The sequence below is a fragment of the Pseudomonas sp. UBA4617 genome (genome assembly GCF_002386445.1).
Taxonomy (GTDB): domain Bacteria; phylum Pseudomonadota; class Gammaproteobacteria; order Pseudomonadales; family Pseudomonadaceae; genus Aquipseudomonas.
Window position 1 is genome coordinate 21925 of record NZ_DGIR01000021.1, and the last position, 21607, is coordinate 43531.

Sequence of the window (21607 nt, forward strand, 5' to 3'; positions counted from 1 at the left end):
GCCATGTCACTGTTGCAGATCAACAACCTGAACGTGCGCTTCGGCGACGCCAGTGCGGTACCGGTAGTCGATGGCCTGGACCTGACGGTGGAAGCCGGTGAAATCCTGGCCATCGTTGGCGAGTCCGGCTCGGGCAAGTCGGTCACGATGATGGCCCTGATGGGCCTGGTCGACGCCCCCGGGCGCATCACCGCCGACGCGCTGACCTTCGATGGCACCGACATGCTCAAGCTCAGCGGGCGCCAGCGGCGCAAGGTGGTGGGCAAGGACATCGCCATGGTCTTCCAGGACCCGATGACCGCGCTCAACCCCAGCTATACCGTGGGCTACCAGATCGAGGAAGTGCTGCGTCAGCACTTGGGCCTGAAGGGCAAGGCGGCACGCCAGCGTGCCTTGGAGCTGTTGAAGAAGGTCGAGATCCCGGCGGCGGAAAGCCGCCTGGATGCCTACCCGCATCAATTATCCGGCGGCATGAGCCAGCGTGTGGCGATCGCCATGGCCATCGCTGGCGAGCCCAAGCTGCTGATCGCCGACGAACCGACTACGGCGCTGGATGTGACCATTCAGGCGCAGATCATGGAGCTGCTGGTCAACCTGCAGAAGGAGCGCAACATGGCGCTCATCCTGATCACCCATGACCTCGCCGTGGTGGCCGAAACCGCCAGGCGGGTGTGCGTGATGTACGCCGGCCAGGCCGTGGAAGTCGGCCAGGTGCCAGAGCTGTTCGACCTGCCCGCCCATCCCTACAGCGAAGCGCTGCTGGCGGCGATTCCCGAGCACAGCCTCGGTGCCGAGCGCCTGGCCACCCTGCCCGGCATCGTCCCAGGGCGCTACGACCGCCCGGCAGGTTGCCTGCTGTCGCCGCGCTGCCCGTATGTGCAGGACAACTGCCGGCACCAGCGCCCGCCCCTCGATCCCCAGGCCAATAGCCTGGCACGTTGCTTCTACCCGCTGAACCAGGAGGTGGCGTAATGGCCGTCGTTCTTTCCGCCCGGGAGCTTACCCGGCATTACGAAGTCTCCCGCGGGCTGTTCAAGGGCCATGCCCTGGTGCGTGCACTGAATGGCGTGTCGTTCGAGCTGGAGGCTGGCAAGACCCTGGCCGTGGTGGGCGAATCCGGCTGTGGCAAGTCGACCCTGGCCCGCGCGCTGACCCTGATCGAAGAGCCGTCGTCCGGCTCGCTGCAGATCGCCGGTACCGAGGTGAAAGGCGCCAGCAAAACCGAACGCAAGCAACTGCGCCGCGACGTGCAGATGGTGTTCCAGAGCCCCTACGCCTCGCTCAATCCACGGCAGAAGATCGGCGACCAGCTGGCCGAGCCGCTGCTGATCAACACCTCGCTGAGCAAGGCCGAGCGGCGTGAAAAGGTGCAGAAGATGATGGAACAGGTCGGCCTGCGCCCTGAACATTACCAGCGCTACCCGCACATGTTCTCGGGTGGACAGCGTCAGCGTATCGCCCTGGCCCGGGCGATGATGCTACAACCCAAGGTACTGGTCGCGGACGAACCTACTTCGGCACTGGACGTGTCGATCCAGGCTCAGGTGCTCAATCTGTTCATGGATTTGCAGAAGGAGTTCAACACCGCCTACGTGTTCATCTCGCACAACCTGGCGGTGGTGCGACACGTCGCGGATCAGGTGTTGGTGATGTACCTGGGCCGACCGGCGGAAATGGGGCCGAAAGAGGACATCTACGAGAGGCCGCTGCATCCGTATACCCAGGCGCTGCTCTCGGCGACGCCGGCAATCCATCCTGATCCCCTGAAACCGAAGATCCGCATCGCCGGAGAGCTGCCCAACCCGCTCAATCCACCCGATGGCTGCGCCTTTCACAAACGCTGCCCGTATGCGACCGAGCGCTGTGCCAAGGAAGTGCCGGCGTTCAGGCAGGTGGGTACGCGGCAGGTGGCTTGTCACTATGCCGAGCAATTTCTCTAGATCGGCATGAAATCCATCGCGGATAAACCCGCCCCTGCATCGCTACCGTTGTAGGGGCGGATTTATCCGCGATGGGCCGCAAAGCGGCCCCGAAAACCTCAATGCATGAAAAACCAGATCAGAATGATCACCGGAATCGGAACCCCGATCATCCACAGCAATATCGAGCGCATGGCTTTTCTCCTTGTTCAATGGTGAACAAACCGGTGCACCCTCCATGCCATCGGCCACAGAAAGCCAAGCTGCGATAAATCAATGCCTTGCCTGCGCAGCCGCTTGCCAGAACCATGCAATATGCCGGATCGACGCCCTTGCACCTGGGTGTTCTGCAATGCACTATCGGCCTCATGACCGCCACCACCCTCCCCGACGGACCCGAGCAGACTCCGCTCACCGCCGACACCGTGCTGCGCTACCACCTGTGCTGGAAGCACCGGGACCTCGACGGCGTCATCGCGCTCTACCATCCCGACATCCAATACCACGACTTCTTCCAGAACCGCGTGCTCGGCTACCACGACCTTCGCGACTATGTGCGCGCCTGCCTGCCCCATGAGGCCGGCGAGGATATCGTCCATAACGACCGCATCCGCGTCGACGGCTGTACCGCGTTCATCCAGTACCAGGTCACGGTCCAGGGCGGTGACGGCCTGGTGGCGTTCCAGTCCAGCGAGGCGATTACCGTCAAGGACAGCCTGATCTGGCGGGTCAATGAATACGCTACCCTGGTCCGCCAGAACGGCACAGGCCACACCCAGTCCGGCCCGCGCCCGGCAACCAGCCGCCTGGGGCTGTCGCCGAGGCAGCTGTCGACCATGGCCCAGGACCTGGAGCACTATTTCCAGCGCCAGCGCCCGTACCTGGACCCGGAACTGGACTTGCAGCAAGTGGCCGACGCCAGCGGCTACAGCCGCAACCAGATTTCCTACCTGCTCAACCAGGTGCTCGGGAAAAGCTTCTACCGCTACGTCAACCAGGCCCGCCTGCAACACCTGATGGCCAGCCTGGGCGACAACAGTGTCGAGGCGACGATCGACGACCTGGCGTTCAACGCCGGTTTCAACTCGTTGTCGGCGTTCTACAAGTGCTTCCGTGAACACACCGGGCTTACGCCCAAGGCCTACCTGAAGCAAATTTCCCTGCGTGCACGCACGTAAGACAGCCATCGCCCGCCCCCACTAGGATCGCCCACAGACCTTGACGGATGTGGAGCCGAAGCCGATGCAACCCCTGCGCACGCTCAGCCTGTGGATGGACCAGCTCGACGAGCCGCTGTGCGCCCGACCGGCCCTGCGCGAAGACCTGACAGCGGATGTGTGCATCATCGGCGCCGGCTACACCGGCCTGTGGACGGCCTATTACCTCAAGCGCCAGGCACCGCAGCTGGACATCGCGGTGATCGACGCCAATATCGCCGGCTTCGGTGCCTCGGGGCGCAATGGCGGCTGGTTGATGGGCAACCTGCTTGGAGAAGACCGCCTGCTGGCCACCCTGTCACCGCAACAGCGCCGGGCCAGCATCGACCTGCTGCACGGCATCCCCGAGGAAGTGCACCGCGTGTTGCAACGTGAAGGCATCGACTGCGACTACCGCAAGGGCGGTGTGCTGTACTGCGCCGCGCGCTACCCGGAACAGGAGCGCAGCCTGCGCGCTCACCTTGACGACCTGTACCGCCAGGGCATGACCGAGGATGACTATCGCTGGCTACGCCCTGAACAGCTCGAGGCCCAACTACGGGTAAACAACGCCTACGGTGCCATCTACAGCCCGCACACCGCGACCATCCAGCCGGCCAGGCTGGTGCGTGGCCTGGCTCGGGCCGTGGAAGCGCTGGGCGTGCCGATCTACGAAAACACCCCGGCCATCGACTGGCTACCTGGCGAGGTGCGTACCCCGCTGGCACGCGTGCGCTGCCAATGGACAGTGCCTGCCGTGGAAGGCTACGCGACCAACCTGCCGCCGCTGGGCAAACACCAGTTGCCGGTGCAAAGCCTGCTGGTGGCCACCGAGCCGTTGCCGGAAGCCACCTGGGCACAGATCGGCCTGAGCCAGGGCCAGGCCTTCAGCGAAAGCAGCCGGCAGGTCACCTACGGCCAGCGCACCGCCGACAACCGGCTGGTGTTCGGTGCCCGTGGCGGTTACCGCTTTGGGGGGCGCCTGCGTGAGGACTTCAACCTGGACGAACACGAAGTGGAACTGCGCCGCTACCTGTTCAGCGAACTGTTCCCGCAACTGCAGCACGTACGCATTACCCACACCTGGGGTGGCAACCTGGGCATGGCGCGGCGCTTTCGCCCGCACATGCTCTGCGACCGCCAGCGTGGCATCGCCCTGGCCGGTGGCTACGGTGGCGAGGGCGTCGGCGCCAGCAACCTTGGCGGGCGCACCCTGGCGGCACTGATCCTCAATCAGCACAACGAATTGACCGGGCAACCTTGGGTGCTCGACAACCGCCCGCTGTCGAGCCTGGCCAGTTGGCCCCCCGAGCCCTGCCGCTGGCTGGGCTACAACGCGATCATCCACAGCTTCGTCCACGAGGACCGCACCCTCGCCAACCCCGCTAGCGCGCCCTGGAGACGGCGCCTGGCCGGCTCGCTGGCGGACTTCATGGAAGGCTTCATGCACTGATTTCCCATCACCCGACACAGGATCAAGCGGTCATGAGCATCACCCAGTTCAAGAACACCGACACCGCCGTGCTCGACAGTTCCAGCCCGGTCGCGGTCCCCCTCGGCGCCCCCGTGGCAGTGACCTCGGCCACCTGTGTGGCACGCAGCGACGGCGTCGAGACCGGCATCTGGGAGTGCTCCCCCGGGCGCTGGCGTCGGCAGATCGTGCAGCAGGAATTCTGCCATTTCATCAAGGGCCGCTGCACTTTCACCCCCGACGACGGCGAGCCGCTGCATATAGAAGCCGGAGACGCACTGATGCTACCGGCCAACAGCACCGGCACCTGGGACATCCAGGAGACGGTGCGCAAGACCTACGTCCTTATCTTCTGATCCGCTGATCGCCTGCCTTCGATAACAACAGACAAAGCAAGGTAAACCCGACATGCGCACGCACCTTCTCGCCCCTCTGATGCTGGCCGCCAGCGTGGCCAGCGCCGCCGAAACGGTGAAGATCTACAACTGGTCCAGCTATGTCGCCCCCGACACGCTGAAAAACTTCCAGCAGGCCAGTGGCATCGTACCTACCTATGACGTGTACGACAGCAATGAAACCCTCGATGGCAAGTTGATGACCGGCAACTCCGGCTATGACGTGGTGTTCCCTTCAAACCACTTCATGGCGCGGCAGATCCAGGGCAAGGCCCTCAAGCGCCTGGACAAGTCGCAACTGCCCGGCTGGCACAACCTCAACCCGGTGCTGCTGAAGGCACTGGAAGTCAACGACCCGGGCAACCAGTACGGCTTCCCGTACCTGTGGGGCAGTACCGGCATCGGCTACAACATCGACAAGGTCAAGGCCGTGCTTGGCGACAACGCGCCGGTGGATTCGTGGGACCTGATCTTCAAGCCCGAGTATATGAGCAAGCTGAAAAGTTGCGGCGTCGCGGTGCTGGACAACGGCCCCGAATTGCTGCCGATCGCCCTGCACTACCTCGGCCTGCCGCACCACAGCCAGAACCCGGCAGATTACGACAAGGCCAAGGCGCTGCTGATGCAGGTGCGCCCGTACATCAGCTACTTCCACTCATCGAAGTACACCGGTGACCTGGCCAACGGCGACATCTGCGTGGTGGTGGGATTCTCGGGGGATGTGCTGCAGGCGAAGAACCGTGCCGAAGAGGCGAACAACGGGGTGAAGGTGGGGTATTCGATACCCAGGGAAGGGGCGCCGATGTGGTTCGACATGGTGGCCATGCCGGCCGATGCGCCGGACGAGAAGGCTGCGTATGCCTACATGAACTACCTGCTGCAGCCGGAGGTGATGGCCAACATCAGCAATCACGTGCAGTACGCCAACGGCAACCTCGAGGCCGACGCACTGGTGAACCCGGCGCTTAAAAGCAACACGATGATCTACCCGAGCGACGACGTGATGGGCAAGCTCTACGCGCTGGAGGCGATGCCGCCGAGGATCGACCGCATTCGCACGCGGATCTGGACCAGTATCAAGGCCGGGAACTGATTTCTGGCGTTACACGATCACTGTGGGAGCGGGTTCACCCGCGAATGCGTCGGTAGATGCAACACCGCATTCGCGGGTGAACCCGCTCCCACAGGGCTCCGGTGAGGGCTTGCAAAATCAGTGATGCTCGCGGGTAGCGCGGAACTTGATGTCCGGCCAGCGCTCTTCCATCAGCGACAGGTTGACCCGGGTCGGTGCCAGGTAGGTCAGGTGCCCGCCGCCGTCGATGGCCAGGTTCTCCATGGCCTTGTTCTGGAATTCCTCGAGCTTCTTCTTGTCATCGCAGGTGATCCAGCGGGCCGACCATACGGTGATCGGCTCGTAGGCACACTCGACCTTGTACTCTTCCTTCAGTCGGCTGGCGACCACGTCGAACTGCAGCACGCCGACCGCACCAAGAATGATGTCGTTGCTGCGCTCGGGGAAGAACACCTGGGTCGCCCCCTCTTCGGCCAACTGCTGCAGGCCCTGGCGCAGCTGCTTGGATTTCAGCGGGTCCTTCAGGCGCACCCGGCGGAACAGTTCCGGGGCGAAGTGCGGGATACCGGTGAAACCCAGCGCCTCGCCTTCGGTGAAGGTGTCACCGATCTGGATGGTGCCGTGGTTGTGCAGGCCGATGATGTCGCCGGCGTAGGCCTCTTCCAGTTGCTCACGCTCGGAGGAGAAGAAGGTCAGTGCATCGCCGATGCGCAGGTCCTTGTTGATCCGCACGTGGCGCATTTTCATGCCCTTCTCGTACTTCCCCGAACAGATGCGCATGAAGGCAATGCGGTCGCGGTGTTTCGGGTCCATGTTCGCCTGGATCTTGAATACGAAGCCGCTGAACTTCTCTTCCACCGGCTCCACGGTGCGCTCGTGGGCGACCCGGCTCAGCGGGCGCGGTGCCCAGTCGACCACCGCGTCAAGCACATGGTCGACACCGAAGTTGCCCAACGCGGTACCGAAGAACACCGGGGTCAGCTGGCCATTGATGAACTCGTCCTGGTTGAACTCGTGGCAGGCACCCTGCACCAGCTCCAACTGCTCGACGAACGCATCGTACTGGTCGCCGAGGTGGGCGCGGGCTTCGTCCGAGTCCAGCTTCTGGATGATCTTGGCTTCGGTACGCTCGTGGCCGTGGCCCGGGGTATAGACCACGATGTAGTCGCCGGTCAGGTGATACACGCCCTTGAAGTCGCGGTAGCAACCGATCGGCCAGGTGATTGGCGCGGCCTTGATCTTCAGTACTGCTTCGATCTCGTCGAGCAGTTCGATCGGGTCACGGATGTCGCGGTCGAGCTTGTTGATGAAGCTGACGATCGGCGTGTCGCGCAGGCGGCATACATCCATCAGGGCAATGGTACGCGGCTCTACACCTTTACCGCCGTCGAGCACCATCAACGCCGAGTCCACCGCGGTCAGGGTGCGGTAGGTGTCTTCCGAGAAGTCTTCGTGGCCGGGGGTGTCGAGCAGGTTGATCATGTGCTCGCGGTACGGGAACTGCATCACCGAGGTGGTGATGGAGATACCGCGCTGCTTCTCCATCTCCATCCAGTCGGAAGTGGCATGGCGGTCGGACTTGCGCGACTTCACGGTACCGGCGACGGCAATGGCCTTGCCCATCAGCAGGAGCTTCTCGGTGATGGTGGTCTTACCGGCGTCGGGGTGGGAAATGATTGCGAAAGTGCGGCGCTTCGCGACTTCGGCGGCCTGGTTGGTCATGGGAAATCGCCTGACTGGGGGATTAAAAAGGGGCGATATCATACCTGATGTTGGGCCAGTACCAAAACCTACTGAAGCGGCGGTGCCTTGCTCCGGTCTCTTCGCGGGTAAACCCGCTCCGACAGGTATCACACCGTCTTTGAACCCTGTGCAGGGCCTGTGGGAGCGGGTTTTCCCGCAAAAGGGCCTGTCCAGACGCCACAAGTTCGCCAGGCAATCGCTTTATCACGACAAATAGCCCAAGAGCAGTTATTTCAACGCCTACAGCGCACTAACCCGCTGCTTTTTCTCGTCAATTTTCCAGGCAGGCAGTGATTAACGCTGGCCAAATGCCGCTTCAGATGGGAACCTTTACGCTCATGGAGACGTCCATTCCCCTGCAACCCGCTTCGCTTGGGGGGGTTGTTTCATCAGCATTTCGAGCCCGACGGGGTTCGGCTCATGGCCTGAGCGCAGCCTTCGGCTGCCTCACGCTGCTACTCGCGAACACACCACCCGCCGCCAGGACTGGCCGGCTATCAAGAAGTGTGCTCGCCGACAACACAAGGAGTCCGCCTGTGGCTAAACGCTACGGAAAAGGGCTGTTGGGATGGGCCACCGTGCTCGTCATCCTGGCCCTGCTGGTCCACTGGATCGGCATCGACACGATCGCCCGTTATCGCGACGATCTTGGGTTCTACCTGCAAGCGCACCTGGTACTGGTGCTGGCCTCGATGGCGGCGGCGCTGGCCGTGGGCATCCCCGCCGGCATTGCCTTGAGTCGACCGCAACGGGTCGACAAGGCCGAGCGCTTCATGCAGTTGTTCAACGTGGGCAATACCATCCCTCCCCTGGCCGTTCTGGCCATCGCGCTCAGTATCCTGGGCATCGGCGCCGGGCCTGCGATCTTCGCCCTGTTTCTCGCCTCGCTCCTGCCCATCGTGCGCAACACCTACGAGGGCCTGAAAAACGTCCCCGCCGCGCTCAAGGAAGCCGCCACCGGCATCGGCATGACCCCGCGCCAGCAGCTCTGGCAGGTTGAGCTACCCAATGCCGTGCCGATCATCGTCGGCGGTGTGCGCGTGGCCCTGGCGCTGAACGTGGGCACCGCACCACTGGCCTTCCTGATCGGCGCCAACAGCCTGGGCAGCCTGATCTTCCCCGGCATCGCCCTGAACAACCAGCCACAGCTGCTGCTGGGTGCCGCCTGCACCGCGCTGCTGGCACTGGTGCTGGATGCCGCAGTGAGCTTCGCCAGCAAGCGCTGGCTGGAACGTGGCCTGGCCGGATAAACGAGAGGGAACCGATGAACAAGAAAATCGCCTTGCTGCTGGGCGCGGCCCTGCTGTTCGCAGGATTTGCCCAGGCAGCGGAAAAACCGCTGATCCGCATCGGCGCGCGGGTCTTCACCGAACAGACCGTACTCGCCGAGATCACTGCGCAATACCTGCGCGCCAATGGCTTCGACGTGCGTGTCACCAGTGGCCTGGGCAGCAACATCGCGCGCCAGGCCCAGGAGACCGGCCAGCTCGACCTGATGTGGGAGTACACCGGTGTGTCGCTGGTGTCGTACAACCACGTCGATCAACGCATGCCCAGTGCGGCCGCCACCTATGCCAAGGTCAAGGAACTGGATGCGCAGAAGGGCCTGATCTGGCTGACCCCGTCGAAATTCAGCAACACCTACGCGCTTGGCCTGCCCAGGCAGGTTGCCGAGGCCTATCCGCAGGTCAATTCGATCAGCGATCTCAACCAGGTACTGCGCAACGAGCGCGACAGCCATCACCTGGTGGCACTGGACACCGAGTTTGCCAACCGCCCGGATGGCCTGGTGGGCTTGAAGGCTATGTACGACCTGCAAGTGAACCGCGCCAATATCCGCCAGATGGACGCCGGACTGGTCTACACCGCCATGCACAACAACCAGGTGTTCGCCGGCCTGGTGTACACCACCGACGGCCGCCTGAATGCGTTCAAGCTCAAACTGCTGGAAGACGACAAGCACTACTTCCCCGACTACACCGCCGCCCCCGTGGTGCGCAAGGCCGTGCTCGACGCCAACCCGCAACTGGCCAGCCTGCTCAAGCCACTGGCCGAGCAGCTGGACGATGAAACCATGCGCCAGCTCAACGCCAAGGTCGATGTCGAGCACCAGAACCCGACCGCCGTAGCGGCAGCCTTTCTGCGCGAGCAGCCACTGAACAGCGAGGGGCAGCCATGAACCTGATCGATACTTTCAGTCACCTGGACTGGGCCCAGGTGCTGCAGCTGACCTGGCAGCACATCATGCTGGTGGGCGTTGCCGTCGGCCTTGCCATCCTCGTCGGCGTGCCGCTGGGCATCCTGATGACCCGCTTCCCCGCCGTCGCCGGCCCGGTGCAAGCCAGCGCCACGGTGCTGCTGACCATCCCCTCGATCGCCCTGTTCGGCCTGCTGCTGCCGTTCTACTCGAAGTTCGGCCAGGGCCTGGGGCCGCTGCCGGCGATCACCGCCGTGTTCCTCTACTCACTGCTGCCAATCCTGCGCAACACCTACCTCGCCCTGACCAACGTCGAACCCGGTATCCGCGAGGCCGCGCGCGGCATCGGCATGACCTTCGGCCAGCGCCTGCGCATGGTCGAGCTGCCGATCGCGGTGCCGGTGATCCTCGCCGGCGTGCGCACCGCCGTGGTGATGAACATCGGCGTCATGACCATTGCCGCCACCATCGGCGCTGGCGGGCTGGGGGTGCTCATCCTTACCTCCATCAGCCGCAGCGACATGTCGATGCTGCTGGTCGGCGCCGTACTGGTCAGCCTGCTGGCGATCGTCGCCGACCTGCTTCTGCAAACCCTGCAACGTGCCCTGACTCCAGAAGGACTGCGCCCATGATCGAACTGAAGAACCTCAGCAAAACCTTCAACGTCAACGGCAAGGACGTCAAAGCCGTCGACTCGGTAAGCCTCACCGTCAACGAAGGCGAGATCTGCGTGTTCCTCGGCCCCTCGGGCTGCGGCAAAAGCACCACGCTGAAAATGATCAACCGCCTGATCACGCCCACCTCTGGCCAGGTGTTCATCAATGGCGAGGACACCACCGGGCTGGACGAAGTGACGCTGCGCCGGCACATCGGCTACGTGATCCAGCAGATCGGCCTGTTCCCGAACATGACCATAGAGGAGAACATCACCGTGGTACCGCGCCTGCTCGGCTGGGACAGGCACAAGTGCCACGAACGCGCCCGCGAGCTGATGCACATGATCAAGCTGGAGCCCAAGCAGTACCTGCAACGCTACCCGCGCGAGCTGTCCGGCGGCCAGCAGCAGCGTATCGGCGTGATCCGTGCCTTGGCTGCCGAAGCGCCGGTGTTGTTGATGGACGAGCCGTTCGGGGCAGTCGACCCGATCAACCGCGAGATGATCCAGAACGAATTCTTCGAAATGCAGCGGGCCCTGAACAAGACCGTGATCATGGTCAGCCACGATATCGACGAAGCGATCAAGCTGGGTGACAAGATCGCCATCTTCCGCGCCGGCAAGCTGTTGCAACTGGACCACCCGGATACTTTGCTGGCCCATCCTGCGGATGAATTCGTGAGCAATTTCGTCGGCCAGGACAGCACCCTCAAGCGCCTGCTGCTGGTGCGTGCCGAGGATGCGGCGGACAACGCGCCGTCGGTGAGCCCGGAGACGCCAGTGGGCGAGGCGCTGGAACTGCTCGACGAGCACGACCGCCGCTATGTGGTGGTGACTGACGGGCAGAACAAGGCGCTGGGCTATGTGCGCCGGCGCGACATGCATCGCCAGCAGGGCAGCTGTGGCGACTTCCTGCGCCCCTTCAATGCCACGGCGTCACATGACGAGCACCTGCGTATCCTGTTGTCGCGGATGTACGAGTACAACCGGGCATGGCTGCCGGTGCTGGATGCCGGGCAGGTGTTCCTGGGCGAGGTGACCCAGGAGTCGATTGCGGCTTATCTGAGTTCGGGGCGGTCTCGCGGGGCCAAGACCAGCATTGTCTCGCCGGCAGAGGCGCTAACCTCTTGAAAAGGGGGCGCTTTGCGCCCCCGGCAATTGCCGATCAGAACCCTACACTGGCCTGCACGTAGAAGGTCCGCGGCTCCCCCACATAGAGGCCGGCATTGTTGTCACTGGAGCGGGTGAAGTACTGCTTGTCGAACAGGTTCTTCACCCCCGCCGCCAGCTTCAGGTTGGACAGCTCCGGCCCGAACTCGTAGCCGCCACGGGCATGCCAGGTCACATAACCCGGAATGTCGCCATACTGCCCATCGGCACTCGGCTCGGTAATGTAGTCACCATTGAAGCTGCCATCGGCATTGATCCCGGTACCCGGCGCGCGCTGCCTGGATTGGGCGTAGGCATCCAGGTTCCAGGTCCAGTGGTTGATTGCGTAACGCACCCCGGCCGTGGCCACCTGGCGTGAATAGAACGGCAGGTCACGGCCTTTGAACCCGGGAATTTCCCCTTCATAAGTCGCACGGGTATAGGTGTAGCCTCCGCTCACCGACAGCCCGTCCAGGCGCGGGTCCAGCCCGGCCAGGTCATAGCGCACCGAGGCCTCGATACCCTGGTGCTTGGTCGCCCCAAGGTTGGTCCAGCCCACGTCGTTGCTGATGTACTGCAGCTCATCATCGAAGTCGATGTAGAACGCCGTCAGCTCACCGGCAAAACCGCCATTGTCATAGCGCGTACCGATTTCGTAGGTCTTGGCCTTTTCCGGCTCCAGGCCATTGGCCGTGCTGTTGCCGGTACCGCCCTGGCCCAGCTGGAAGTACTGCAGGCTGCCGAACGAGGTCTCGTAGTTGGCGAACAGCTTCCACGCATCGGAGAGGTGATACATCACGCTCAGCGCCGGCAGGGGCTCGTTGCTGGTGATGCTGCGGTTCTTCTCCGGTACCGGCTTGCCGTTGGCACCGAGCACCGGGCGGTCGCGCCAGTCGGTATTGATGTGCTCGAAGCGCAGGCCGGGGGTAATGGTCCAGTTGCCCACGTCGATCTTGTCGTCGACGTAGTAGGCGCTGGCCTCGGTCCCGCCGCTGCGGTCCTGGAACACATGGCCGTCGGAGCCTGGCACCGGGGTCGGCACGTTGTCGACCAGGCCCAGGCGGGTCGACTGTTCGCGCATCGCTTCCTTCAGGTAACGATAACCCACGCTGACTTCGTGGGTGGTGGGCCCGGCGAAGAAGATACGCGACAGCCGCGGCTCGATGGCGAAGGTGTGGTAGTTGCGCGGGTACGACGACAGGGTCTTCATGTCACGCGCGGCAATGGCACTGCCGCGGAAGCTGTCGGTGTAGTAGGTCTGCACTTCGAACTGGGTGGCGTCGTCGAGCTGACGCTGCCACTTGAACGACACATCCTTGCGCCGGCCGGCGAAGTAGTCATAGTCGCGCAGCGACTGGTACGGGTTGCTGTCGTACTGGGCCTGGGTCAGGCCGCCGGGCATGTCGGCACGGCCATCGTAGTAGTGGAAGTTGAGCCAGAACTCGTCAACTTCGGTGGGTGCCCAGTGCGTCTTGAGGATGACATCATCGATGTCGTTGCCATTGTTGCTTTCGCGGTAGCCGTTGCCATTCACCCCGGTGTACAACAGCGCCACGCCCATGCCGTTGTCCGCCGTGCCACCGACGAAGGCCGACTCGGTGTGCTTCCAGCCGCCATGCTGGGAAGTTTCCAGGGTTGTGGACAGCTCTGCCGAGGCTTTCTCCGGGATTGCCCGGGTCACGAAGTTGATCACCCCGCCGACGTTCTGCGGGCCATAACGCACGGAGCCGGCACCACGCACCACATCGATACTGTCGAGGTTGCCCGAGGAAATCGGGGCCATCGACAGCTGCGGTTGGCCATACGGTGCGAAAGCGGCCGGAATGCCATCGATCAGTACCGTGGAGCGCGGCGACAGGCGCGAAGTCAGGCCGCGTACCCCAACGTTCAGCGACAGGTCGCTGCCACCGGTGCCATTGGAGTCCTGCACCTGTACCCCCGGGATGCCGCGCAGCACATCGCGCACGTTCATCGCACCCTTCTCCACCATTGCTTCGCGGCGCACCACGGTACGAGCGCCAGGGTGGTTCTGTACCACGCTCTGCTGGGCATCGCCCAGCCAGTCACCGACCACCTTGATATCGGTGGGCGCCAGCTCCAGGCTGCCGGTGGTGAGGGTGCCATCGGCCTGGGCCGGCTTGACCACAACGGTGCCCTGGGACATTTCGTAAGTGAGGCCGCTGCCTTGCAGCAACTGCTGCAGCGCCTCCTCGGGCGCCAGTTGGCCGACCACCGCCGGCGCCTGCTTGCCGGCTACCAGCTCGGGGCTGAAGAACAGTTGCAGGTTGGTCTGCTGACCCAGCTGGTTCAGCGCCGAAGCCAACGGTTGCGCCTGGATCTGAATGGTGTTGCCAGTTTCTGCGGCCTGGCTGCCGACGGCCACGGCAGTGACCGCCAGGGTCAGTGCCAGGGCGCGCAAGCGTGGAAAGGGCTTGTTATTGTTCACGTCGTCGAAACTTCCTGGGATACGGATAAACGCCAACCGCATGCAAATGGAAATGCTTGGCAGTTGCAGCTGGCGGGGAAGACGAACGAGCGGAAAAAAACCTGAATCTATTTCGCGATTATTTCGCTGGAGCCATCGGCATTGGTCTTGATGGCCACCGGCAGGATGCCTGGCAAGGCGCGCAACAAGGCGTCGGTGTCGTCAGTGCGGAACGTGCTGGACAGGCGCAACTGGGCTACCTTGCCCGGGGCGACCCGCAGCGGCTGGCTGCGGTAGCGCGAAACTTCCGCCACCACCTCGGCCAAGGTGACATTGTCGAACACCAGCTTGCCCTGGCGCCAGGCGGTCAGCGCGGCGGCATTCACCGCATAGGGTGCGGCGACCTGGCCTTGCGCGTCGATGTGCGAACCCTGGCCAGCCGCAAGTTGCGCCAGCGACGCCCCCTTGCCCTGCACCCGCACCGAGCCTTGCTCCACCGCCACCCTTGTACTGGCCGAGTCCAGGCGGACGTCGAAGCGGGTACCGGTGACGGTCACGCTGCCTTGGGCGGTGTCGACCACGAATGGCCTGGCACTGTCGTGGGCGACGCTGAACATCACCTCGCCCGTGATCAGTTGCACATGACGCTGGCCCGCACTGAATGCGACCCGCACCTGCGTGCTGCCGTTGAGTTCAAGGTGCGAACCATCCGGCAATTCGACCTGGCGGCGTTCATTGAAGGCAGTCTTCAGGTCGCCTTGGTGGTTCAGTTGCTGATACTGCCAGCCGCCCCAGCCCAGCCCCACCGCCACTGCGCCCAGCGTGGCAGCCAAAGCCACGCGCACAAAGCGTCGCCGTGGCAGCTGCGGTACCGGGGCCGGCCGGGCCAGCGCTTCCAGGCGCTGGCGGGGGATGAAATCGGCCGCCTGCCACAGGCGGGCGAGTTGCTCGTACTCTTCACGGTGCCGCCTGTCGGCCTCCAGCCAGGCCCGCAACTGCGCCTGCAGCGCGGCATCCCGAGGCGCATCCTGCACGCGGGCGAACCATGCAGCCGCCTGCTCGCGGACGGTTTCGCTAGCGTGCTGTTCCATCGAAAAGGTCTCCTGACTCATCATGCCGACACATCCAGGTGCTCACGCAGATGCCGGAGCGTGCGAATCATATACTTTTCGACCATGTTCTTGCTCAACCCCATGCGCGCGGCGATTTCCGCCTGGGTGCGGCCTTCCAGCTTCTGCCAGATGAACACCTGGCGGCAGTTCAGCGGTAGCTCGGCCAACGCCCGCTCGACGCTGTCGGCCAGTTCCAGGGCGTGCACGTAGGCTTCGGGGTCGCCACTGCCGGCCGGGCTCTCGTCGAAGGCTTCCAGCTCCAGGGCCTGGCGACGGTCCTCGCGACGGAAACCATCCACGGCAATGTTGCGTGCGGTCTGGTGCAGGTAGGCGCGAGGCTGTTCGACCTGCTGGCCCGGGCTTTCCAGGACCCGGACGAAGGCATCGTGGGCGAGGTCCTCGGCCTGCTGACGACTGCGCAGCTTGCGCGTCCAGGTGCCGATCAGCTCGTGGTAATGGTCGAGAAAACCTTTGGGTCCGGACACGGTCGATGGTCATCAGGAGGCGGACAAGGGTGCGAATAGTAATGTTTCGCATCAAAACCGGCAAATCCGTCAGTCGGTAACAAAAAATTTATCGGCTTTTTCAGGTACGGGCGTGCCACGGCTTTGTGGCCATAAATATGAACACCCCAGGCCCCTTCATGGGCACGCCCGCTGCCGCAGGAATCACGCGATGCCTGTGGCAGCGGGCATACCCGCAAACAGGCTAACGCGGCCTATTCCACAATTTTTTACGCTTCAAACATGCAGGGGAACATCAGCCGGTCATACGAGTCGGTTATTCAAATGGCTGGTCGTCGATCCGCGTCGATCACGCCCGGATTGCCTGTTGATTCTGCATTCTTCACACCCTAAAGTGCGCGCCGAACGTCCATGCTGGAAACGATCCATCCGGCTCAAGTACTGAGTAGGCGAACCAAAGTGGGGATACGGAGGACGTTCAGTTTGCAGCCACTTAATCTTTCAGTTTGCCCATGGAGTCCCTGAGCATGTCGATCCAGGTCGAAGACTATTTCGCGCGTGACACTTTCCAGAAAATGAAGGCGTTCGCCGACAAGCAGGAAACCCCGTTCGTACTCATCGATACCCAGATGATCAGCCAGGCCTATGACGACCTGCGCGCCGGTTTCGAGTTCGCCAAGGTGTACTACGCGGTCAAGGCCAACCCGGCCGTCGAGATCATCGATCTGCTCAAGGATAAAGGTTCGAGCTTCGACATCGCCTCGATCTACGAGTTGGACAAGGTCATGGGCCGCGGTGTCAGCGCCGACCGCATCAGCTACGGCAACACCATCAAGAAGTCCAAGGACATCCGCTACTTCTACGAGAAGGGCGTGCGCCTGTATGCCACCGACTCGGAAGCCGACCTGCGCAACATCGCCAAGGCCGCGCCGGGCTCGAAAGTGTACGTGCGCATCCTTACCGAAGGCTCCACCACTGCCGACTGGCCGCTGTCGCGCAAGTTCGGTTGCCAGACCGACATGGCCATGGATCTGCTGATCCTCGCCCGCGACCTGGGCCTGGTGCCGTATGGCATCTCCTTCCACGTGGGCTCGCAGCAGCGCGACATCAGCGTGTGGGACGCCGCCATCGCCAAGGTCAAGGTGATCTTCGAACGCCTGAAGGAAGAAGACGGCATCGAGCTGAAACTGATCAACATGGGTGGCGGCTTCCCGGCCAACTACATCACCCGTACCAACAGCCTGGAAACCTACGCCGAAGAGATCATCCGCTTCCTCAAGGAAGACTTCGGTGACGACCTGCCGGAAATCATCCTCGAACCGGGCCGTTCGCTGATCGCCAACGCCGGGATCCTGGTCAGCGAAGTGGTGCTGGTGGCACGCAAGTCGCGCACCGCCGTCGAGCGCTGGATCTACACCGACGTGGGCAAGTTCTCCGGCCTGATCGAAACCATGGACGAGTCCATCAAGTTCCCGATCTGGACCGAGAAGAAAGGCGAAACCGAAGAAGTGGTCATCGCCGGCCCGACCTGCGATAGCGCCGACATCATGTACGAGCACTACAAGTACGGCCTGCCGCTGAACCTGGCAATCGGCGACCGCCTGTACTGGCTGTCGACCGGCGCCTATACCACCAGCTACAGCGCCGTGGAATTCAACGGCTTCCCGCCGCTGAAGGCTTACTACCTGTAATGCACAACGGGGCCGCGAGGCCCCGTTTTCATTTGTGCGTTCCTGCGCCGGCGCCAGAGCCAGCACAGCCAAACCTCAGCTCCCGCGCCGTTCGATCTCTTCGGCATAGCGCGCCGCAAAGGCCATCAGCACCGGCCCAGCGCCCTGCAAGGTCGCCAGCGCACTGCGCAGGAAGTTCATGTTCCCCTCGACCCGAGCCTGCTCCAGCCAACGCCCGGCCTCGACCATCTGCCCGCGTTCGACCAGCACCAGGCCCAGGCTGAACATGCCGCGGAAATCCCCCGCCTCGGCTGAACGCCGATACCAGCGCACCGCCCGCGCCGGGCTGGGCGCGGTGGCAATGCCCTGTTCAAGATAACGCCCGTACAGGTTCATCGACTTGGCGTGCCCAAGCTGCGCCGCCTTTTCGTAACACATCAGGGCCTGCGCCTGGTTGGCCGCTACGCCACGACCAGTGGCCAACAGGTTGCCCAGGTTGTAGAGCCCCCAGTCCAGCCCCGCATCGGCTGCCCGGGCATAGTGGATGGCAGCCAGCGGAAGGTCTACGCTGCCGCCCCAGCCATGCTCCAGGCACCGCCCCAGCATGTTGTGCGCCATCGCGCTACCGCCTTGGGCAGCGATGCCGAACCAGCGCCGGGCCACGCTGGCATCCGCTTCGATACCCCGACCGTCGAGCAGGATCTGCCCCAACAGCAACTGGGCCTCGACCACACCCTGCCCCGCTGCCGCCAGGATCGCTTGTGCAGCCTTGCCGGGGCTTGCTTCGAGCATCGCCTGCAAGCCAGCCACATCCACCACTTCCTCACGTCGCAACGGGTAGGACACGTTTCAGACCTCCGCCCAGCGGCGCAGCAGGTTGTGGTAGGTGCCGGTCAGTTGCAGCAAGGCAGGATGCTCCGGGACATCGGCAGTCAGTTGCTGGATGGCAGTGTCCATCTCGAACAGCAAGGCGCGCTGGCTGTCCTCGCGGACCAGGCTCTGGGTCCAGAAGAACGCGGCGAAGCGCTGGCCACGGGTGACCGGGTTGACCTTGTGCAGGCTGGTACCCGGGTACAACACCAGGTCACCGGCGGCCAACTTGACCTGCTGCTCGCCAAAGGTGTCCTGGATCACCAGTTCGCCACCGTCGTAGCTGCCCGGGTCGCTGAGGAACAAGGTCGAGGACAGGTCGGTGCGTACCCGCTCCGGGCTGCCCTTGGGCTGGCGCAGGGCATTATCGATGTGGAAGCCGAAGTTGCCGCCCTCGCGGTAGCAGTTGATCAGCGGCGGGAACACCTTGTGCGGCAAAGCCGCCGACATGAAACGCGGGTTTTTCCACAGGCGCTCGATCAGCGCACTGCCGATCTCCTTGGCCAAAGGGTGGCCTTCCGGCAGCTGCAGGTTGTGCTTGGCCTTGGCCGACTGGTAGCCAGCGGTGATCTTGCCATCGGCCCAGTCGGCCTGTTCCAGCGCCTCGCGGATACGGGCCAGTTCATCGGCGTCGAACAGGCCGGGGATGTGAAGCAGCATGGCGGCAGCACCGTTGGGAAAAGAACAGGCAACAATGATATTGATTCCCTTTTGCGCTTCACAAGCCCCATGCGCTACCCAAGACGCTTCATGCGGATGAAACCGTAAAGGTAAATTGTAAAGTTTGTAAATTATTCGCGAATGGTAACTGCTCTCAATTGAGAGTCCAAATTGCTTACATTAAGATCCGCGGCCTTGATACCTTGGGGAAGGTCCTTAGCAATGCGCCAATCCGTACCATCTGCAGTGAGCTCACCACGCCTGATCGCCTCCGCCATCGGCATTGCCCTCAGCGCCTCGACGGCCTACGCCGCCGACCCGGCCGCCAGCAACGCGATCACCCTGGACGCCACCAGCGTCAATGGCAAGGCCGAACAGGCCAGCACCGACTACAAGGTCGAGAAGGCCTCCTCGCAGAAGTACACCGCGCCGTTGGTAGACACCCCACGCTCAGTCACCGTGATCCCGCAACAAGTGATCAAGGACACCAGCGCGCTGACTCTGCAGGATGCCCTGCGCACCGTGCCGGGCATCACCTTCGGTGCCGGCGAAGGCGGCAACCCGCAAGGTGACCGCCCGTTCATCCGCGGTTTCGATGCGCAGGGCGACACCTACCTGGACGGCGTGCGTGATACCGGCGCGCAAACCCGCGAAATCTTCGCCATCGAATCGGTGGAAGTGGCCAAGGGCCCGAATTCGGCCATCGGTGGCCGCGGCGCCGCGGGCGGCACCATCAACCTGGTAAGCAAGCGCGCGCACCTGGGCAACTCGCTGGACGGCGCCTGGACCTGGGGCAGCGACCAGACCCAGCGCTACACCTTCGACGGCAACTACCAGTTCAGCGACAGCGTTGCCGGACGCCTGAACCTGATGACCCACGAGAGCAACGTCGCCGGCCGCGACAAGGTCAACTACGACCGTTGGGGTATCGCCCCGTCGCTGGCCTTCGGCCTGGGCACGCCGACCCGCATCAACCTCGACTATTACCACCTGCAAAGCGACGACCTGCCGGATTCGGGCATCCCATACACCATCCCGACCGGCGGCAGCGCTGCACGGACCTCGGCACACCCGAGCAAGCCCTACGATGGCGGCGATAGCGACAATTTCTATGGCCTGACCGGCCGCGATTTCCGCAAGAGCCGCGTGGATATCGCCACCTTCGCCATCGAGCACGACCTGACCGACTCGCTGACCATCAAGAACACCCTGCGCCACGGCAACAGCATGCAGGACTACATCCTGACCCAGCCTGACGACAGCAAGGGCAACGTCAACAACGGCAGTGTCTGGCGCCGTGCCAACACCCGCGTGGGCAACACCGCTACCACCACCAATCAGACCGACCTGTTCGGCGAGTTCTACCTGGGTGGCATGAAGAACAGCTTCTCGACTGGTATCGAGCTAAGCCGTGAAGAGAGCAAACGTTCGAGCTACAACGTCGATACCGATACCGTCCCCGGCGGCGCCGCCAACACCAACTGCACTCCAGGCATGATCGGCGCGAGCAGCGGCTACAACTGCACTTCGCTGGGCAACCCGAACCCGGATGACCCGTGGAACGGCAGCATCACGCGCAACTACGCCGGTACCGACACCAAGAGCAACACCCGCGCCCTCTACGTGTTCGATACCCTCGAATTGTCGCCGCAGTGGCTGCTGAACATGGGCCTGCGCTACGACCACTTCGATACCCAGTACCGCGCCTACGACGCCTCTGGCGCTACCGTGGTCAACGCCAAGGGCATTGCCTCCAAAGGCAAGGACACCAGCGAGTTCGTCACCGGCCAGCTGGGCCTGGTCTGGAAGCCGGCCGACAACGGCAGCATCTACGTGTCCTACGCCACCTCCGCTACCCCACCCGGTGCGATGCTGGGCGAAGGCATGGAGGCCAACCCGCTGGGCAACACCACCGACCGCGCCGGCAACCTGTTGAGCAGCGACATGGAGCCGGAAGAAACCACCAACTACGAGATCGGCACCAAGTGGGACCTGCTTGACCAGCGCCTGTCGCTGACCGCCGCGCTGTTCCGCACCGAGAAGGAAAACGCCCGCGTGCAGGTGGACACCACCACCTACGAGAACGTCGGCGAAACCCGCGTGCAGGGCATCGAACTGTCAGCCAGCGGCAAGCTCACCGACAAATGGCAGGTGTTCGCCGGCTACACCTACATGGAAGCCCGCCAGGTCGACGGCGGACCGCTGGGCAAGGCCAATGACGGCAACCAGTTGCCGAACACGCCGAACAACAGCGCCAGCCTCTGGACCACCTACGCCATCACCCCGAAGCTGACCGTCGGTGGCGGTGCATTCTACGTGGATGAGGTGTACGGCAGCGTGGCCAACACCACCATGGTCGACAGCTATGTGCGCTACGACGCCATGGCTGCCTACAAGCTGACCAAGAACGTCGATCTGCAACTGAACGTGCAGAACCTCACCAACGAGGTGTATTACGACAAGGCCTTCTCCACCCACTTCGCCAACCAGGCGGCCGGGCGAACTGCATTGTTGACCACCAGCGTCCACTTCTGACCAAACGCCGCCGAGCCCCGTTCATTCCCGTGAGCGGGGCTTTTGCGTATCAGGGCATAATGCCCGCCGCCCCG

General features: G+C 63.2%; 18 protein-coding genes. 12 read left to right on the forward strand and 6 right to left on the reverse strand.

Annotated features, from left to right (window positions below; translation table 11 throughout):
- The first annotated feature begins 3 nt into the window (after positions 1-3).
- The 6 genes from B4L76_RS07925 (at position 4) to B4L76_RS07950 (ending at position 6074) form a co-directional block, all read left to right on the forward strand.
- A complete protein-coding gene (locus B4L76_RS07925; protein WP_296231692.1) occupies positions 4-972 on the forward strand; it encodes an ABC transporter ATP-binding protein in 969 nt (322 codons plus the stop codon).
- Positions 972-1940, forward strand: coding sequence for a peptide ABC transporter ATP-binding protein (locus B4L76_RS07930; protein WP_296231694.1), 969 nt, complete (start codon positions 972-974; stop codon positions 1938-1940). Before B4L76_RS07925 ends, B4L76_RS07930 begins: the two co-directional genes overlap by 1 nt.
- A 347-nt stretch (positions 1941-2287) precedes the next feature.
- Entirely contained in the window at positions 2288-3097 is an 810-nt protein-coding gene (locus tag B4L76_RS07935) for an AraC family transcriptional regulator (RefSeq protein WP_296231695.1), read from the forward strand.
- Positions 3098-3161: 64 nt separating this feature from the next.
- Positions 3162-4568: an NAD(P)/FAD-dependent oxidoreductase gene (locus tag B4L76_RS07940; RefSeq protein ID WP_296231696.1), complete on the forward strand. Its 1407-nt coding sequence runs from the start codon at positions 3162-3164 to the stop codon at positions 4566-4568.
- A 32-nt stretch (positions 4569-4600) separates the two neighbouring features.
- Positions 4601-4942 (forward strand): cupin domain-containing protein, encoded by a 342-nt coding sequence (locus tag B4L76_RS07945; protein ID WP_296231697.1) that lies wholly within the window; start codon positions 4601-4603, stop codon positions 4940-4942.
- Between the two features lie 52 nt (positions 4943-4994).
- Positions 4995-6074, forward strand: coding sequence for a polyamine ABC transporter substrate-binding protein (locus B4L76_RS07950; RefSeq protein ID WP_296231698.1), 1080 nt, complete (start codon positions 4995-4997; stop codon positions 6072-6074).
- A gap of 117 nt (positions 6075-6191) precedes the next feature.
- Here the strand turns inward: B4L76_RS07950 and B4L76_RS07955 are convergent, their stop codons facing one another.
- Complete coding sequence (locus B4L76_RS07955) at positions 6192-7775, reverse strand: peptide chain release factor 3 (RefSeq protein WP_170028373.1); 1584 nt, start codon at positions 7773-7775, stop codon at positions 6192-6194.
- A 557-nt stretch (positions 7776-8332) separates the two neighbouring features.
- Here B4L76_RS07955 and B4L76_RS07960 point away from each other — a divergent pair.
- The 4 genes from B4L76_RS07960 to B4L76_RS07975 are packed head-to-tail and all read left to right on the forward strand — an operon-like array spanning position 8333 to position 11779.
- Entirely contained in the window at positions 8333-9046 is a 714-nt protein-coding gene (locus B4L76_RS07960; protein ID WP_296231699.1) for an ABC transporter permease, read from the forward strand.
- Positions 9047-9060: 14 nt separating this feature from the next.
- Positions 9061-9975: a glycine betaine ABC transporter substrate-binding protein gene (locus tag B4L76_RS07965; RefSeq protein ID WP_296231700.1), complete on the forward strand. Its 915-nt coding sequence runs from the start codon at positions 9061-9063 to the stop codon at positions 9973-9975.
- A complete protein-coding gene (locus tag B4L76_RS07970; protein ID WP_296231701.1) occupies positions 9972-10625 on the forward strand; it encodes an ABC transporter permease in 654 nt (217 codons plus the stop codon). The genes B4L76_RS07965 and B4L76_RS07970 overlap by 4 nt, the downstream gene beginning before the upstream one ends.
- Positions 10622-11779 carry a betaine/proline/choline family ABC transporter ATP-binding protein gene (locus tag B4L76_RS07975; protein WP_296231702.1) on the forward strand — a complete coding sequence of 386 codons (1158 nt, stop codon included), beginning with the start codon at positions 10622-10624 and terminating at the stop codon, positions 11777-11779. Before B4L76_RS07970 ends, B4L76_RS07975 begins: the two co-directional genes overlap by 4 nt.
- Positions 11780-11813: 34 nt before the next feature.
- Here B4L76_RS07975 and B4L76_RS07980 read toward each other — a convergent pair whose 3' ends face one another.
- From B4L76_RS07980 to B4L76_RS07990, 3 genes are all read right to left on the reverse strand, one after another.
- On the reverse strand, positions 11814-14243 hold the full coding sequence (locus B4L76_RS07980; protein WP_296231703.1) for a TonB-dependent siderophore receptor: 2430 nt from the start codon (positions 14241-14243) through the stop codon (positions 11814-11816).
- Between the two features lie 107 nt (positions 14244-14350).
- Positions 14351-15337 (reverse strand): FecR family protein, encoded by a 987-nt coding sequence (locus B4L76_RS07985; RefSeq protein WP_414707176.1) that lies wholly within the window; start codon positions 15335-15337, stop codon positions 14351-14353.
- Complete coding sequence (locus B4L76_RS07990; RefSeq protein WP_296231705.1) at positions 15334-15819, reverse strand: sigma-70 family RNA polymerase sigma factor; 486 nt, start codon at positions 15817-15819, stop codon at positions 15334-15336. The genes B4L76_RS07985 and B4L76_RS07990 overlap by 4 nt, the downstream gene beginning before the upstream one ends.
- Before the next feature lie 506 nt (positions 15820-16325).
- On the opposite strand from B4L76_RS07990, the gene B4L76_RS07995 reads away from it, so the two are divergent.
- The gene (locus tag B4L76_RS07995; RefSeq protein WP_225780502.1) at positions 16326-17489 is read left to right on the forward strand and encodes a type III PLP-dependent enzyme; all 1164 of its coding nucleotides are present in this window, start codon (positions 16326-16328) and stop codon (positions 17487-17489) included.
- A 75-nt stretch (positions 17490-17564) separates the two neighbouring features.
- Here the strand turns inward: B4L76_RS07995 and B4L76_RS08000 are convergent, their stop codons facing one another.
- On the reverse strand, positions 17565-18314 hold the full coding sequence (locus tag B4L76_RS08000) for a tetratricopeptide repeat protein (protein WP_296231706.1): 750 nt from the start codon (positions 18312-18314) through the stop codon (positions 17565-17567).
- Positions 18315-18317: 3 nt separating this feature from the next.
- The gene (locus tag B4L76_RS08005) at positions 18318-18998 is read right to left on the reverse strand and encodes a Fe2+-dependent dioxygenase (protein WP_296231707.1); all 681 of its coding nucleotides are present in this window, start codon (positions 18996-18998) and stop codon (positions 18318-18320) included.
- 222 nt (positions 18999-19220) lie between these two features.
- On the opposite strand from B4L76_RS08005, the gene B4L76_RS08010 reads away from it, so the two are divergent.
- Positions 19221-21533 carry a TonB-dependent receptor gene (locus B4L76_RS08010; protein ID WP_296231708.1) on the forward strand — a complete coding sequence of 771 codons (2313 nt, stop codon included), beginning with the start codon at positions 19221-19223 and terminating at the stop codon, positions 21531-21533.
- Positions 21534-21607 lie beyond the last annotated feature (74 nt).